Source organism: Jeotgalibacillus sp. S-D1 (assembly GCF_004358665.1).
GTDB lineage: Bacteria > Bacillota > Bacilli > Bacillales > Jeotgalibacillaceae > Jeotgalibacillus.
The window spans coordinates 46775-62310 of the sequence record NZ_SMZR01000003.1 but is presented as its reverse complement, the minus strand read 5'-3'; the positions used below and the strand labels follow the sequence as shown (position 1 = coordinate 62310).

Below are 15536 nucleotides of genomic sequence, written 5' to 3'. Positions count from 1 at the left end.
CAACACGAGGGGGAAAAGGTATGTTAAGTGTGTTGAGTATGATTGGTTTGGCAGGCGGTCTGATTTTACTTATTGTATTAACGATGAGAGGAATGAATTTACTTGTTGCGGGTCCGCTTTGTGCTCTTTTTGTGGCTCTTTTAAGCGGGATGCCGCTGTTCCCGCAACTGGTGGCTGAAGGGGAGTCCAATTTCTTAACAAATTACATGACTGGATTTTCAGGCTTCATCACCTCATGGTTTCCGATGTTCTTACTTGGAGCCATTTTTGGAAAGGTTATGGAGGACAGCGGAGCGGCGGACAGTGTATCCAAATGGCTTGTTCAAAAATTCGGCATAAAAAAGGCTGTTCTTGCCATTGTACTTGCCTGTGCGGTTTTAACCTACGGGGGAGTCAGTTTATTTGTAGTTGCATTCTCTGTTTATCCAATGGCGCTTAGTTTGTTTAAACAAGCAGATTTGCCAAGAAGGTTTATCCCTGCTGCTCTGGCATTCGGGTCGGTGACCTTTACCATGACTTCAGCAGGCTCACCTGAGATACAAAACTGGATTCCGATTGAACATCTGGGAACCAGTCCTTATGCAGGCTGGGAAGTGAGTCTTATCGTTGCTGTATTTATGGCAGTATTCGGCTATTGGTGGCTGAAACGAATGATTAATAAAGCAGTAGGCAAGGGAGAACGGTTTGAAGCGCGTGAAAGTGACCCTGTAGTGGCAGACCGTGAGCTTCCGAAACCTTTTATGGGAGCAATCCCTTTACTGGTTGTTCTGGTCATCTCATTTGTTTTCCACGACCAACTAATGACATCTGCACTCATTATTGCTTTATTGGGCGGTATTATTACTACTTATTTATTAAACAGAAAATATTTTTTAAATTTCGGTAAAGCAATGTCAGAGGGAACAATCGGTGCGCTGATTGCAATCGGCAATACAGCTGCAGTGGTCGGTTTTGGAGGTGTAGCGAAGGCTGTGCCCGCATTTAACGTGGCAGTTGATGCCATGACAAGTATTCCGGGCAGCCCGTTGCTTGGAGGTGCCATTGCCGTTAGTGTCATTGCGGGAATTACAGGATCTTCATCAGGTGGACAGGTCATCGCCTTGCCACTCATTGCGCCGCATTATTTAGATATGGGAGTAAATGCGGAAGCCCTTCACCGGACTGTTGCTATTTCTTCAGGTGCACTTGATTCTCTTCCTCATAACGGGTATGTCGTGACGACAATTCGGGGCATCTGTGGAGAAACGCATAAGGCCGCTTATGGTCCAGTCGGTATTGTCACAGTGATTGTGCCGCTCATTGGACTGGCGATCGCTATCGCACTGTTTTCTCTGGGATTAGGTATATAAAAGAGCGAATTACCAGAGCAGCTTGAGGGGAGGAACGATAATGGTTGAAAATAAGGTCGTATTTATTACAGGTGCTGCAAGCGGAATCGGCTATGAGATTGGCATGGTTTTTGCTAAAGAAGGTGCAAAAATCGTACTGACAGATATAAATGAAGAAGCTGTAAAAGAGGCAGCGCAAAGGCTGGCAGAGCAAGGGTATGACTGCATAGGTCTTAAATGTGATGTGACAGCTGAAGAGGAGCTCCAAGGGTCTATTGACCACACAGTCCGCCACTATGGAAGGCTTGACGTGCTGATTAATAATGCCGGCATGCAGCATGTTTCTGCAATTGAAGACTTTCCGACAGAAAAATTCGAACTGCTGACCAGAATTATGCTGATTGCACCGTTTATGGCAACCAAGTACGTTTTTCCAATCATGAAACGCCAGGGGACTGGAAGAATTATTAATATGGCATCCATAAATGGCCTGGTGGGCTTTGCAGGGAAAGCAGCTTATAACAGCGCGAAGCACGGAGTAATCGGATTAACAAAAGTTGCAGCACTCGAAGGAGCAGAACATGGCATCACTGTAAATGCTATTTGCCCCGGGTATGTCGATACTCCGCTGGTACGAAATCAGCTCGGTGATTTAGCCCAAAATCGCAATATTTCATTAGAGAAGGTACTGGAGGAAGTCATTTATCCGCTGGTCCCGCAAAAACGGCTTCTCGATGTGCAGGAAATAGCGGACTACGCGTTGTTTCTATCGAGCGATAAGGCAAAGGGAGTGACCGGACAGGCAGTAGCATTGGACGGAGGATATACAGCCCAATAACACAGGTCAAAAAATCACAGCAGTAATCCTGTTGTGGTTTTTTTCTGTTATTTTCCCTAAAACAGTGCCATTACAAGATCCATCAGGCTTCCCCTGAATAAAAACACTGCAATCAAAAAAACTAAGACAATCAAGGTCATAATACCAAAAACGAATAAAACGATATCTCCCATCCTGCGGCTCATTTGTGTCCCTCTCCTTTAAAAACCTTCCTATTTAAACAGACTGCCATCAATGAAAAAAGTTTCCATTTTGCAAATCTTTTTTTATATACGGTGAAAATAATATAGAATAAGATGAAAGTAATTATTGTTACAGAGATTGAGAGTGTGAAAAAATGGAGCATACCACTGTGCCTGTCATGCTGATTGGAATTATTATATTTATTAGTATTGTGATAAGAGATATGGTTAAGAAACGAAGATTCGTTAAAAGACTCCTGTATTACTGTTTTATTTTATACGTTTCGGTCGTTGCCCAATTAACATTGGGAGCCATCTTGTTTCCTCCTGCTGAGGATCCATTCATCCAGGTTCAGCTTGAGCCCTTTTACTTTGTAAAAGAATGGAGCACCTATACAAATTATGAAAGCTGGTCCTTCTACAATAATGCGAGACTTACCTTTTACAATTTTCTCCTGCTCATGCCCGGAGGATTTTTTCTGGCTTTTCTTTTTAAAGTAAAACGCTGGAAGGGTGCGTTTCTGTTATTTGGAGCCAGCCTGACGATCGAGACGCTTCAGCTCATCCTGTCTTATTCAGGATTAATCCGTACGCGGGGATTTAATACGGACGATTTAATTATGAACACAGCAGGGGGTCTGATTGTTTTTCTGATTTTTAAAGCGATCAGGGGAAGAAAAATAAAAAAAACGATCAAAACTGAACATCGTATCAACTAACTAAGCAGCCACTTTTCTGATATTGGAGGTGGCTGTTTTTTAACCAGACTTAACCACATTTTAACATATAAAATCGTTTCTAATTTACAATAAATTCACTAACTGTTTTTAATTATCATTTATTCGGTGGGAAAGTTGCGGTTATCATCTGAGAAGTTGATTTAAAGCGCAGAAATACGGTACAATGCTTCATATAATTATTCAGAAAAATGTATAAAAAGGAGTTATTTTATGGATCATTCACTTCATCCGCTTGGTGACCAGGCTATACTAATTGAATTCCCTCAAGAAGTGAATCATTCCATTCACGCCGCTGTTCAGCAAGTGAAAAGCGTTCTTGAAAATGAGGAGCCAAACTGGCTTACTGAGCTTGTACCCGCATTTGCCTCAGTTGCTGTGCATTATGATATTCGTAAACTAGCAGGACATTCTTCACCGTACGAGTACGTTTCCAATGAAATAACCCGCATATTAAAGGGAATGGAAACAGCAGCAGATGCTTCTTCCCGAACAATCAGAATTCCGGTCTTTTATGGAGGAGAAACGGGACCTGACCTGGAGGAGGTAGCTGATTATCACAAAATAACAAAAGAAGAAGTGATCCAATTACATACCGAATCAACCTACACTGTGTATATGCTGGGTTTTGCACCTGGCTTCCCATACATAGGAGGGATGAATGAAAAAATTGCCACTCCAAGGAAAGCTAAGCCGAGAATGAAAATATCCGCTGGGTCAGTGGGAATTGCCGGAAAACAGACGGGGGTTTATCCCATCGAAACACCTGGAGGCTGGCAAATTATCGGGCAAACGCCTGAAAAATTATTTCGTCCTGAAAACGAGGAAGAGCCTACACTTTTGCAGGCGGGAGATGTAGTAACATTTTACTCGATTACAGAAGAAGAGTTTAAAGAAAGAAAGGGGAGAAGAAAATGATTCGAGTCATTGAACCAGGTCTTCTCTCGACCATTCAAGATGAGGGGCGCAACGGGTTTCAGCAATACGGTGTAATTGCCAGCGGGGTAATGGATACATTCGCATACCGCATTGCTAATATCCTGGTAGGCAATGAAGAGAGGGAGGCAGTGATTGAAGTTACGCTCACTGGTCCAACATTGGAATTTGAAAAAGATGGGCTGATCGCTATTTGCGGCGCTGACTTCTCAGCGCAGCTTGATGGCGAACCGTGTCCCACATGGAGGCCTGTTTTCGTTAAACAAGGCACCACCCTGCATATGAAGTTTAGTAAAAAGGGATGCAGAGCAGTCATTGCGGTTGGCGGCGGGCTGGATTTGCCGATTGTGATGAATAGCAAATCCACCTATCTTCGGGCACAAATTGGAGGGTTAAATGGCCGGACATTAGATAAAGAAGATGTCATCCAAAACAATCCGTTATCCCAAAAATCCAAACAAATCATATTAAGTTTAACCAAAAAAGTTGGAAAATCGTTTACATCCAGATGGTCAATTTCAAAGGTCTATCTTCATGAAATCTACTACGGTTCTTCACTCCGGGTTATGAAGGGCAGGCAGTATGATGAATTTGCTCCTGACAGCCAGCAGGATTTCTGGGAAAAACCATTTAAGGTCTCACCACAATCTGACCGAATGGGATTTCGTCTTGACGGAACAGAATTGAAGCGCACGGTGTCGGAGGACTTGCTCTCAGAGGCTGTAGCATTTGGCACAATACAAGTACCGGCTGACGGCCAGGCTATCATCCTGCTGGCAGACCGCCAGACCATTGGCGGCTATCCGAAGATTGGTCAAGTAAGTTCCGTGGATCTGCCTGCTTTAGTTCAAAAGAAACCTGGAGAAACGATTCATTTTAAGGAAATATCACATGAAGAGGCTCAGTGCTCTCTGCTTAAAAGAGAGCAGGATATTCGTGAATTAAAATGGATCATTGACCGGAAAATAGAGAGTGGAGGAGATAATCATGCTGCGGGTTGATCTGAATTGTGATATGGGCGAGAGTTTTGGGGCATACAAGATGGGGAACGATGAAGAAATTTTAAACTACGTCACCTCTGCAAACATTGCCTGCGGTTTTCATGCAGGTGATCCATCGACAATGAAAAAAACGGTCAACCTTGCCTTGAAAAAAGGAGTGGGCATTGGTGCTCACCCTGGATTTAATGACGTGGCGGGCTTTGGCAGACGAAACATCGCCGTTTCTCCTAATGAGGCGTATGATCTGGTTGTTTACCAAATCGGAGCCCTGCACGGTTTTGTAAAAGCGTCAGGGGCAAAACTTCAGCATGTAAAACCCCATGGCGCCTTATATAATATGGCAGCACGCGATCCATTGCTGGCGCACGCAATTGCAAAAGCAGTTTATGATGTGGACAGCGAGCTTGTTCTATTTGGTTTATCAGGAGGTGAACTGATTAAAGCAGGTAACAAGATCGGTCTGAAAACAGCCAGTGAAGTATTTTCTGACCGGACTTATCAGTCAACAGGTGAACTTACATCACGAACAGAAGAAAACGCTTTAATAGAAGATGATCACTTGGCGGTTGCACAGGTCGTCCGCATGATTAAGGAACAAAAGGTTTGCTCAACAGCAGGAATGGACATCACGATTCAGGCAGATACTGTATGTATCCATGGTGATGGTTCTCATGCTTTAACTTTTGCCAGACAGATTAATGAATCACTTCAAGCAGAAGGCATTGAGTTAGTGAGTATAGGGAAATAACCATCTTTTAGTAAAGTGAGGCAACGACAATGAAGAAAGAATCAAACCGCAGTATTTTACTGGGTGCAGCGTTTTTAATGGCTACGTCTGCGATTGGGCCAGGTTTCTTAACTCAGACAACTACATTTACCCAGACACTGGCCGCAAGCTTTGGATTTGTTATTTTAATTTCCATTATTATTGATATCGGTGCACAGATGAATATCTGGCGCATTATTGCAGTGTCTGAAAAAAGGGCGCAGGAAATAGCCAATCTTGTTTTACCGGGACTGGGATACTTTCTTGCCGTATTAATTGTAATGGGTGGACTTGCGTTTAATATTGGAAATATCGGCGGAGCCGGTTTGGGAACCAATGTGCTGTTTGGGGTTTCTCCAGAAATGGGCGCGCTGTTCAGCGGAATTGTGGCAGTTGGAATATTCCTTGTTAAAGAAGCAGGAAAACTGATGGACCGTTTTACTCAAATCCTTGGATTTTTGATGATCGGTTTAACCATTTTTGTTATGTTTCAGTCACAGCCGCCGATAGGGGAGGCCATAACGCGCACATTTATTCCGGAAACAATTGATATACTTGCCATCGTAACCCTGGTTGGGGGAACAGTAGGGGGATATATAACATTCGCCGGAGGACATCGCCTTCTTGATGCAGGGCTGAAAGGAAAAGAAAACCTTGGAGAAGTAACAAAGAGTTCAATCTCTGCCATTGGTATTGCGTCAATCATGCGTATTTTCCTTTTCCTGGCTACTTTCGGGATTGTTGCACAAGGTCTTCAAATTGATCCAAGTAATCCGCCTGCATCTGTATTTCAACTTGCAGCAGGAAACATCGGCTATAAAATCTTTGGGGTAGTTATGTGGTCTGCCGCTGTAACTTCTGTGGTAGGGGCAGCTTATACGTCAGTGTCCTTTATCAAAACCTTCAGCCCTATTTTTGAGAAGTATGAGAAATGGCTGATCGTCAGCTTTATTGTTATTTCAACAACCGTGTTTGTTATCGTCGGTCAGCCGGTAACCATTTTAATTCTGGTTGGTTCAGTCAATGGACTTATTCTTCCGATCTCACTTGGTGTTATGCTGATTGGGGCCCACAAAGCAAAAATCGTGGGAGATTATAAGCATCCAATTTGGATGACTGTTTTTGGTATCATCATTGTTATAATGATGTCTTACATGGGCGGCTATACGTTAATTAATGGCATCCCTAAATTATTCTCTTAATAACCTGAAACCAAATAAGCTGCACTAAAAGGGGATCTTAAAAAGATCCCCTTTTTAGCGAAATTTGCTGTCGAATTTTCTCGAAAAAACGAGCTATTTGAAGAAAACCAGGGTATATTCCTAAATAATTATGTTAACTATGATACAATTGTCATAATGGTTAACATAATGAGAAAATAAATTATTTCTTGTTTACCTGACCATAATAAACCCAGAGAGCTTTAACTTGCTCTCTTTTACAGGAAGGGAGGTTATTTGTTTTGGAAGAATGGTTACGATTTCTTGAGATTAATGCACCCCGCATTTTAGAACTGACACTGGACCATGCCATACTTGTCACTCTTGCTATTATCGTTGCTTTATTAATTGGTGTGCCGCTTGGCATCTACTTGACCACTAATGAATACCTCGCAGGAACCGTTCTTCAAGTTGCTTCTGTTACGCTTACAATTCCGAGCATAGCGCTCTTTGGTGTAATGATACCTATTTTTTCCATTATTAATCAGGGAATAGGTTTTCTGCCAGCTTTTGTGGCATTAGTTCTGTACTCTCAACTTCCAATTATCAGGAATACGTATACGGCTATTAAAAACGTAAATCCGGAAATGAGAGATGCTGCAATTGGAATGGGCATGAAAACGTCTCAGCGCCTGTTAAGAGTAGAAATTCCCAATGCTTTGCCCGTCATAATGGCAGGCGTTCGAACAGCGGTTGTTCTTAATATCGGAATAGGAGTCATTGCTGCTTATATTGGTGCCGGAGGACTCGGCGTCCTCATCACACAGGGGATCAGCAGAGGCGATAATTATCTGATTATTAGCGGATCGCTGGCGGTTGCTTTATTGGCAATCATTGCAGACGCTATATTGCTGTTTATTCAAAAACGATTTACAACAAAGGGTATTGCTAATTAACTGTTGAGAGGTGAAAAGATGATTACGTTTAATCATGTAACCAAAAGATACAATGAAGAGAAAACGGCAGTTAAAGACTTGAATTTTACTGTTGAAAAGGGAAACATCGTCGTCCTGCTGGGACCATCAGGCTGCGGTAAAACGACTCTTTTAAGAATGGTTAACAGACTTGAATCCATTTCTGAAGGAAACATCGTTATTAATGAGCAGGATTCCATGGATCTCAATGCCATTGAATTAAGAAGAAAAGTCGGATACGTCATTCAAAGTAATGGTCTTTTTCCGAATATGACCATTGAGGAAAATGTCATGATTGTTCCTGACCTTCTGGGCTGGACCAAAAAAGAAAAGCGGGAGCGGTTTGATTATTTAATGAAATTAATCGGCCTTGACCCGAAGATATACCGCAAACGATTTCCCCACGAATTGTCAGGAGGCCAGCAGCAGCGTATCGGTGTGGTCCGGGCACTGGCAGCTGATCCGCCTGTAATGTTAATGGATGAGCCTTTTGGAGCACTTGATCCAATTATTCGTGAAAAAATACAAGATGAGTTTTTGCAGATTCAGCGTGAAGTGAAAAAAACCATTCTTTTTGTAAGCCATGATATTGATGAGGCAATCAAAATGGGTGATAAAATCGTTCTTTTGCGTGATGGAGAAATTATGCAATACGATACTCCTTCAGAAATGCTGACGCATCCTAAAAATGAATTTGTATCCCAATTTTTCGGTAAGGACCGTGCCATAAAAAGCTTGAGTTTGCATACGGTGAAAAACCTGCAGGAAGTCATCGGACTTGCGCATATTGATGATGCGATCGAAGATACGAAAACGATCAATGTAAATCAGGACCTGCGCAATACAATTTCCATGCTGTTAAATCAGGAGGCAGACCAGGTGATCGTAACAGATGACCAGGGTGAACGAATTGGATCCATTACCATTGATCTTGTTCAGAAATATTTACATTTTGAAATAAAAGGGAAGTTGTCCGTATCCCAGGAAGGGTGATCCGGTGAATACCAAAAAGTTAATCGGAAATAGCTTTCGGTTTTTTATCTATGGAATGGTCCTGCTATTTTTTATCTGGGCCATTAAAAATCAGTATTTTTCGTATATTTTCAGTGAGACAGGTACTTTTTTTGTTCTTTTAAGACAGCATCTTGAGCTTGTACTGGTGTCATCAATATTTGCCATACTTATCGCCGTTCCGGCAGGTATCTTAATTACCAGACCAAAGTTCAGAAAAGCAGAATGGCTTGTCACGAATATTGTTAATTTTGGGCAGACCATTCCCAGTCTTGCCGTACTTGCCCTGATGATCAGTGTGCTTGGAATCGGGTTTCAAACAGCAGTTTTTGCCCTGTTTATCTATTCCATTCTGCCGATTTTCAGGAATACAGTAGCTGGGCTTGATACAATCGACAAAAACCTGATCGACGCAGCTAAAGGAATGGGCATGAAGCCGCATCAGATTTTGTTCCGAATAGAATTGCCGAATGCTGCCTACTCCATCCTTGCGGGTATCCGTACAGCAGTCGTACTGAATATTGGTACTGCCGCGCTTGCTTATGTAGTGGGAGGCGGCGGATTGGGTGTCTGGATTTTTACCGGCATTCAGCTATTTGACAACGGCTTCTTAATATCAGGTGCAATCCCTGTCACCCTGATGGCTATTTTGGCTGATTATTTACTTCGTAAATTAGAATATGTACTTGTGCCAAAAGGCTCAAGACGTGTAGCAAAAGCATAGCAATTGGGATTGGAGGCAGCAGATTTGTGAGAAAATCACTTACATTAATGATCCTTGTGATCGCTATGGTTACCCTTTCTGCCTGTTCGGGAATAGCAGGGAAAGAGGTGACGGTAGGAGGCAAAAATTTTACTGAGCAGTATCTATTATCAGAGATGACAGGCTTTTTACTGGAAGAAGAAGGATTTAAAGTCAAGCAAATGAATAATCTTGGAAGCAGTGTTGTGAGAACTGCCCTGGAAAACGGGCAGGTCGACCTGATGTGGGAGTATACAGGTACCGCGCTTATCACCTACATGGGGGAAGAGCCGATTGCCGATCCGCAGCAGGCTTTTGACAAGGTTAAAGACATTGACCGTGCAGATGATATTCATTGGATGAATATGTCCCAGGTAAATAACACCTATGCACTTGCTATGAGAAGTGAACAGGCTCAGGAGCTTGGAATTGAATCAATCAGTGATTTAGCCGAATATATAAATGAAAATCCGGGCGAGCTGACCATGGCTTCTGACGCCGAGTTTGCTAATCGTGCAGACGGACTGCCGGGCGTGGAAGAAACCTACGGCTTTGAATTTGGAACCGCACAAATCAATCAAATGGATATTGGGCTGACCCAGAGAGCATTGGATAATGAACAGGTGGATGTTTCTGTGGCCTTTGAAACAGACGCCACAATCAAAAACTATGATCTGGTTATACTCGAGGATAATGAACAGTTTTTCCCGCCGTACCGTGCAGCCATTTCAATAAACCAGGAGGTATTTGAAGAATATCCTGAAATTGAAGACATTACAGCTGTATTAGCGGAGAACCTGGATAGTTCCATCATGCGGGAATTAAATTACCGCGTGGATATTGAAGGGGAAAGCGTATCTGTCGTTGCCTATGAGTGGCTTGTTGACAATGGGCTGCTTGATGAAGAGTAGACTTTAGAATAATTTGAAAGTAACTCTATAAAGCGGCCGGTTCATTTCCGCTCCAGGCGGAGGCTTTCCGGACGGCGGTCGCTGAGCCTCCTCGGCTTTGCCTGTGGGGTCTCAGCATTCCCGCTAATCGTCCCGGAGTCCCCGCCTTCCGCTACAATGAACCTGCGTTTTTAATAAAAGTTTTGCAATGAAAAGAGGAAGATGACGATGAAAAACGTCATCTTCCTTTCTTTTGTTTGCAAATATCATGTGCTACCTCAGCTGAAATGCTCACTGAACCATTCTAAATGGTTTTTGCTGACAATGTCCTGAGAAAAGAGGGGCACATAGATTAATTGCTGCTTTTTGAATGTGTCCTTAATTAATTCAGTATATTGCCTTTCATGTTTTTTGCGCTCAAGCATAAAGGTGCCGTCAGCCTCTTCAGGCAAGACTTTATTGATGATCAGTGTTTTTACATGCAAATCGTACCTTTGCAGGAGTTCAATCGCTTTTTGTGTTTCTAATATCGGCAGCCTCTCCGGATTGAGGACGAAAATAAATCCTGTTTCCTTTTCATTTAATAACAGTTCCCGTGCTTTAGAGAACCGTTCCTGCCGTGTCCGCAGCACTTCATAGATTGGATCCTCAACAGGCTCCCCGTCGTTTAACAGCGCTGCGTAGTTTTCGTTGGTTTTTTTTCTTTTTTCAAGCAGCCCTTCAATCCATACCCCCATAAGCTCAGGCAGGGTTAACAAACGAATCGTATGGCCGGTTGGCGCCGTATCAAAGACTAGTTTGTCAAAGTGCATCCTTTCTTCCAATATAATGGAGATCAGCTTATCAAACAGTGCAGCTTCGTCAGCACCAGGGGAGGCTTTAGCGGTATCAAGCTGCCGGTGAACCTCCTCCATCATTCCTGAGTGCACCACGCCTTTAATGTTTTCCTTAACCCCTTTTATATAGTTAGCCGTTTCGATTTCAGGATCAATTTCAAGCGCATATAAATTTTTAGCGATCTCTTTATTTTTCCCGCCAATTTTTTCATCAAAAATATCACCGACGTTATGGGCGGGGTCCGTTGAAATCAACAGGGTGCGAAATCCCTGCTGAGCAGACTTCCAGGCGATTGCTGCAGCAGTCGTTGATTTTCCCACGCCGCCCTTGCCGCCTACAAATATAATGCTTTTCTTCAATACTTCCATGCGAATTCTCCTTTTTAAAAACGAGCTTGTCCTAACAACAGCGAATACCTGTCATCGGAGATTTCTCCATGCCCATGCGCAGATGCCAGTCGTGAAATTTTTCGATCATATAAGGATAGAGTTCAAGTGTGTAGTAGTACACAGGGTTTGGAATGCCAATCATCTCTGAATAAAGAAGCAATAAAAATAAATCATCCTCGTTTCGCAGCTCACGGGCGATTTCCTGCCTGTGGGGCATGCTTAACACTTCTTCATAAAAGGCGATCAGCTGTTTAACCTTGTCCAGCATTATCAGTCCACCTCATTTCTTAAAATGCAGGAAAGGGATCACAACCTGCATGACCCCTTTTTGTGCATCTTACATTACAAATCGTTATCGTCAATTGTTGGCTGGCTGTTGCTTCCAAGAGCAGTAAGGGCAGTGATAACAATCCAGATGGCAAATCCCATAATAATGGCCCCGAAAATAAAGAGGAGGGAGTTTGACTGCGTTCCCCACCATGCCCATGTAAACAAGACCTGCTGAACCATAGCCCAGAGCGTCATAAACAGCAGGAATAGCATTGGAATTAATGTAATCATATAGTTTCTGCCCAAGCGCTTCAGCCAAACAGAAATCAATAGTAAACTGATTCCTGCGAGCAGCTGATTTGATGTGCCGAATAACGGCCATAGCAGGTAGCCGCCTGAACCGAAGCCTTGAGGACCTTCAGGAATCAGCACAAGTGCTGCACTTGAAACAACGGCAATCGTTGTAGCAACATGCGTTTTTGTCAGAGCTGGCACCTTGTATTCTGAACCGAGTTCAGCAATGATGTAACGCATCAGTCGAACAGAAGTGTCAAGAGTGGTAGCAGCAAAGCTTACGACGATGATTGAAACAATTGTAGCAGCGATTTCAGCAGGAATGCCTAAGCCTGTTGCAAGCTGGCTGGCACCTTGTACAAAGGAGCCCAGACCTCCTGCACTTGCTGCTTGAAAACTGCTGTAGGTTGCAAGGAAATCTTCCTTTGTCGGGAATAGCGTAATAACGGCGATTATCGAAACAAGTGCTAAAATGCCTTCCCCTACCGCTCCCAGGTAGCCTACAAAGCGGGCATCTGTTTCTTTATTAAGCTGCTTGGAGGATGTACCGGAGGAGACCAGTCCGTGAAACCCTGAAATTGCCCCGCAGGCGATGGTAATAAACAGAAGAGGGAACCAGGATACATCATCAGCATTTGGGTTGGTAATTGGTGCTGTAATTTGAGGGTTCGTAAAAATCAGTCCTAAATACAAAATAGCCAATCCAACAACCAATTGATGAGAGTTAATAAAGTCACGCGGCTGCAACAGCTGCCATACAGGAAGTGTGGACGCGATGTAAACATAGATCATTAAGATAACAATCCAAATGAAAAACGCGCTGGACACGGCACCGAGACCAAAAATCCCCGCTCCGGCTTCCCCGCCCATATAGCGGACCAAGTCAATTTGAAGAAAATCAACACGCGCAGCAATAACAGCCACAAAATACATGACGGCAAGAGCAATCAGAGAGGGAACCAGCATTTTTGCATTCTTTTTATAAACAGCATGTCCAATCCAAATCGCAAGCGGAATCTGAATAAAGACTGGAAGGACGCTTGATGGAAAGGTAATAAACAGGTTTGCAATTACCCATGCAAAAACGGCATTTACCATCAGCACCAGAATTAAGATAATGAATAAAAATAATATTTTTGCCCGCTGGCCTACAAGCTTATGAGCAAGTGTGCCAATTGATTGTCCCTTGTTTCGGACAGATACAACGAGAGTGCCAAAATCATGGACACCGGCTGCAAATACCGTTCCTAATACAACCCACAAAACAGCGGGCAGCCAGCCCCAGTAGACGGCAATGGCAGGTCCTAAAATAGGCGCTGCCCCTGCAACGGAGGTGAAATGATGCCCCCATAACACAAACTTATTCGTTGGAACAAAGTCTACGCCATCCTTATATCGATGTGCAGGTGTGACATAATTCGGATCCAGGCGAAAGATCTTTTCTGCCACAAATTTTGAATAAAACCGGTAACCTAAAATAAAAATAAAAATGCCTATAACCGCTATCGCAATAGCATTCAATTCGTATACCTCCCCCATTAGTAGTAGTTACATTGTTTTTTATTAAGGCAGACCAGAAAGCGCAATGTAATCGCTTTCAAACCTTTGTTTTAATGATAAGACATAACCTGAGTTGTGTAAATATTTTAAAGATTCATTGTTTGCTATATTTTGTCTTATTAGCTGGTAAAGTGATGAATGATGTTGAACAAAAACGATTTAAAGATGGTGAAAGAAGAGAGGTATTTAGGGAAAAATGGAAGTTTGGAACAATACTTGCTCTATGGGAGCGTATAAATATTTTTGCAATACGCGGTCAGTCTTTCTTCCATTTCTTTATCATAGGGATAGCTTAAGTAAGCGCCGACTTCAATTGCCAGTTCACTGAACAGATTCATGGTATTGAATAGTGCATTCCAGTTATCTTCTACCGAACTTCCTGCATACGTCTGTTCAATGCGGGTCCAAAGTGCAGGCTGAACATAGCGTTTAAACCAGCGGCCATGTTTATTGGGGTTAACGCCCCAGCTGTGTTGAACACCTATATGCCATTCAATCATCGGCTGCAAATAATTGATGCGAATAATGCTGTCCAGCATATATTTGGAAAAAAAGAGCTCATCGCGCCATAAGCTTTTTGCCACATAGGATGTATCCCACCAGAAGCTGTTAACAAGTTCGGCGTATTGATCTTTCGTTGGGGGCTTAACATGATAGGCCTGAAAAGAAGGGGGCTTAAAAAGCGGTGTAAGCTTATCTTTATCAAGCAGCACCTCATAGCCGTTATCGTATTCAGGTGGCAGCTGACTGACTTTTTCCAGAAGATCAAGTTGATAAATCTGAAAATCCATTTTTGTTCCATCATCAAACAGCACCAGGCGGGTTATGTGCAGCTGATCGATCGCAGGTTTTAACGGTGCTGCTGCAATCAGTGTTCCAAAATGGGAAAGCCAATTATCCTGCAAAAACCATTCCAGATTGTTTACATACAACTCAATATCGTAATCAGTAAAACGATCCCTGAAGGCATGAGGGTTGGTTCGTGAACTTGTTTGTAAAACAACACGGATCCAATCGCATTCCCCGGCCCAGTTCAGCAGGGAAGGGTAGAACTGTTCTGCACTTCGCATTAAGGACATCCTTCCTTTCATTTGATGGTTTAATTGTATCATTAAAAAATAGAAAATTCAGATTGTTAGTAAGGTGCTAATTAAGAAGAGGATTAATGAACACATTAAGTTGGTATTAACACAATAGAGGATAAAAAAGGAGGAGTTAGTGATGGGACTGTTTGACGGGTTAATGGGCAATGCATCAGAAGTAAAAAATGAAGATGCTCAAAAAGAATATGGCAAACTGCTGATTCAGGGTGAACAATTTGAAAAGTCATACAAGATTATCAGGGATCTTTTTCTCTTTACGAATAAGCGTCTTATTTTAATTGATAAGCAGGGGGTATCAGGGAAGAAAGTCGAGTATCATTCCATTCCATACTCAAGCATTACGCATTTTTCCATTGAAACAGCCGGCACCTTCGATCTGGACGCAGAGCTGAAAATATGGATTTCAGGGGCGGGTGAACCATTAAGTAAAATGTTTAATAAATCGCTAAATATATATGATGTCCATACCGTCCTCGCAAAATATGTTTTGGCAGCTAAATAAAAAGGGGAGCCTTCAA

17 protein-coding genes are annotated in these 15536 nt (G+C 42.8%); 12 read left to right on the top strand and 5 right to left on the bottom strand.

The genetic code is table 11. The annotated features are described in order from the left end of the window. The first annotated feature begins 29 nt into the window (after positions 1 to 29). On the top strand, positions 30 to 1349 hold the full coding sequence (locus E2R51_RS11095) for a GntP family permease (protein ID WP_133377458.1): 1320 nt from the start codon (positions 30 to 32) through the stop codon (positions 1347 to 1349). 40 nt (positions 1350 to 1389) lie between these two features. Next, positions 1390 to 2166 (top strand): 3-hydroxybutyrate dehydrogenase, encoded by a 777-nt coding sequence (locus E2R51_RS11090; RefSeq protein WP_133377149.1) that lies wholly within the window; start codon positions 1390 to 1392, stop codon positions 2164 to 2166. A 56-nt stretch (positions 2167 to 2222) separates the two neighbouring features. Here E2R51_RS11090 and E2R51_RS20075 read toward each other — a convergent pair whose 3' ends face one another. After that, positions 2223 to 2351 carry a hypothetical protein gene (locus E2R51_RS20075; protein ID WP_255509748.1) on the bottom strand — a complete coding sequence of 43 codons (129 nt, stop codon included), beginning with the start codon at positions 2349 to 2351 and terminating at the stop codon, positions 2223 to 2225. Positions 2352 to 2503: 152 nt separating this feature from the next. Here E2R51_RS20075 and E2R51_RS11085 point away from each other — a divergent pair, with 152 nt between their 5' ends. From E2R51_RS11085 to E2R51_RS11045, 9 genes are all read left to right on the top strand, one after another. Then, positions 2504 to 3067 (top strand): VanZ family protein, encoded by a 564-nt coding sequence (locus E2R51_RS11085; RefSeq protein ID WP_240733053.1) that lies wholly within the window; start codon positions 2504 to 2506, stop codon positions 3065 to 3067. 231 nt (positions 3068 to 3298) lie between these two features. Continuing rightward, the gene (gene pxpB, locus E2R51_RS11080; protein WP_133377148.1) at positions 3299 to 4003 is read left to right on the top strand and encodes a 5-oxoprolinase subunit PxpB; all 705 of its coding nucleotides are present in this window, start codon (positions 3299 to 3301) and stop codon (positions 4001 to 4003) included. Next, entirely contained in the window at positions 4000 to 5022 is a 1023-nt protein-coding gene (locus E2R51_RS11075; protein WP_133377147.1) for a 5-oxoprolinase subunit C family protein, read from the top strand. Before pxpB ends, E2R51_RS11075 begins: the two co-directional genes overlap by 4 nt. Next, entirely contained in the window at positions 5009 to 5770 is a 762-nt protein-coding gene (locus tag E2R51_RS11070) for a 5-oxoprolinase subunit PxpA (RefSeq protein ID WP_133377146.1), read from the top strand. Before E2R51_RS11075 ends, E2R51_RS11070 begins: the two co-directional genes overlap by 14 nt. A 29-nt stretch (positions 5771 to 5799) precedes the next feature. Beyond that, the gene (locus E2R51_RS11065) at positions 5800 to 6990 is read left to right on the top strand and encodes an NRAMP family divalent metal transporter (protein WP_133377145.1); all 1191 of its coding nucleotides are present in this window, start codon (positions 5800 to 5802) and stop codon (positions 6988 to 6990) included. A gap of 260 nt (positions 6991 to 7250) precedes the next feature. Continuing rightward, on the top strand, positions 7251 to 7904 hold the full coding sequence (locus E2R51_RS11060) for an ABC transporter permease (RefSeq protein ID WP_133377144.1): 654 nt from the start codon (positions 7251 to 7253) through the stop codon (positions 7902 to 7904). An 18-nt stretch (positions 7905 to 7922) separates the two neighbouring features. After that, entirely contained in the window at positions 7923 to 8915 is a 993-nt protein-coding gene (locus E2R51_RS11055; RefSeq protein WP_133377143.1) for an ABC transporter ATP-binding protein, read from the top strand. A 4-nt stretch (positions 8916 to 8919) separates the two neighbouring features. Beyond that, positions 8920 to 9657 carry an ABC transporter permease gene (locus E2R51_RS11050; protein ID WP_133377142.1) on the top strand — a complete coding sequence of 246 codons (738 nt, stop codon included), beginning with the start codon at positions 8920 to 8922 and terminating at the stop codon, positions 9655 to 9657. 26 nt (positions 9658 to 9683) lie between these two features. After that, positions 9684 to 10586 carry an ABC transporter substrate-binding protein gene (locus E2R51_RS11045; RefSeq protein ID WP_240733052.1) on the top strand — a complete coding sequence of 301 codons (903 nt, stop codon included), beginning with the start codon at positions 9684 to 9686 and terminating at the stop codon, positions 10584 to 10586. A 257-nt stretch (positions 10587 to 10843) separates the two neighbouring features. Here E2R51_RS11045 and E2R51_RS11040 read toward each other — a convergent pair whose 3' ends face one another. The 4 genes from E2R51_RS11040 to E2R51_RS11025 all read right to left on the bottom strand — a co-directional run bounded on the left by E2R51_RS11040 (position 10844) and on the right by E2R51_RS11025 (position 14985). Then, on the bottom strand, positions 10844 to 11770 hold the full coding sequence (locus E2R51_RS11040) for an ArsA family ATPase (protein WP_133377141.1): 927 nt from the start codon (positions 11768 to 11770) through the stop codon (positions 10844 to 10846). 31 nt (positions 11771 to 11801) lie between these two features. Further along, entirely contained in the window at positions 11802 to 12059 is a 258-nt protein-coding gene (locus tag E2R51_RS11035) for a cory-CC-star protein (protein ID WP_026045704.1), read from the bottom strand. Between the two features lie 74 nt (positions 12060 to 12133). Then, positions 12134 to 13876 (bottom strand): carbon starvation CstA family protein, encoded by a 1743-nt coding sequence (locus tag E2R51_RS11030; protein WP_133377140.1) that lies wholly within the window; start codon positions 13874 to 13876, stop codon positions 12134 to 12136. 260 nt (positions 13877 to 14136) lie between these two features. Continuing rightward, complete coding sequence (locus E2R51_RS11025; protein ID WP_165967206.1) at positions 14137 to 14985, bottom strand: aminoglycoside 6-adenylyltransferase; 849 nt, start codon at positions 14983 to 14985, stop codon at positions 14137 to 14139. A gap of 151 nt (positions 14986 to 15136) precedes the next feature. Between E2R51_RS11025 and E2R51_RS11020 the strand changes: the two genes are divergently transcribed. Beyond that, complete coding sequence (locus tag E2R51_RS11020) at positions 15137 to 15520, top strand: PH domain-containing protein (protein ID WP_133377138.1); 384 nt, start codon at positions 15137 to 15139, stop codon at positions 15518 to 15520. Positions 15521 to 15536: the final 16 nt, after the last annotated feature.

Bases quoted from the DNA above. Each gene is read 5' to 3' on its own strand.
- E2R51_RS11090 (WP_133377149.1), top strand. From the start codon at position 1,390: ATGGTTGAAAATAAGGTCGTATTTATTACAGGTGCTGCAAGCGGAATC.
- E2R51_RS20075 (WP_255509748.1), bottom strand. From the start codon at position 2,351: ATGAGCCGCAGGATGGGAGATATCGTTTTATTCGTTTTTGGTATTATG.
- E2R51_RS11085 (WP_240733053.1), top strand. From the start codon at position 2,504: ATGGAGCATACCACTGTGCCTGTCATGCTGATTGGAATTATTATATTT.
- pxpB (WP_133377148.1), top strand. From the start codon at position 3,299: ATGGATCATTCACTTCATCCGCTTGGTGACCAGGCTATACTAATTGAA.
- E2R51_RS11075 (WP_133377147.1), top strand. From the start codon at position 4,000: ATGATTCGAGTCATTGAACCAGGTCTTCTCTCGACCATTCAAGATGAG.
- E2R51_RS11070 (WP_133377146.1), top strand. From the start codon at position 5,009: ATGCTGCGGGTTGATCTGAATTGTGATATGGGCGAGAGTTTTGGGGCA.
- E2R51_RS11065 (WP_133377145.1), top strand. From the start codon at position 5,800: ATGAAGAAAGAATCAAACCGCAGTATTTTACTGGGTGCAGCGTTTTTA.
- E2R51_RS11055 (WP_133377143.1), top strand. From the start codon at position 7,923: ATGATTACGTTTAATCATGTAACCAAAAGATACAATGAAGAGAAAACG.
- E2R51_RS11040 (WP_133377141.1), bottom strand. From the start codon at position 11,770: ATGGAAGTATTGAAGAAAAGCATTATATTTGTAGGCGGCAAGGGCGGC.
- E2R51_RS11035 (WP_026045704.1), bottom strand. From the start codon at position 12,059: ATGCTGGACAAGGTTAAACAGCTGATCGCCTTTTATGAAGAAGTGTTA.
- E2R51_RS11025 (WP_165967206.1), bottom strand. From the start codon at position 14,985: ATGCGAAGTGCAGAACAGTTCTACCCTTCCCTGCTGAACTGGGCCGGG.
- E2R51_RS11020 (WP_133377138.1), top strand. From the start codon at position 15,137: ATGGGACTGTTTGACGGGTTAATGGGCAATGCATCAGAAGTAAAAAAT.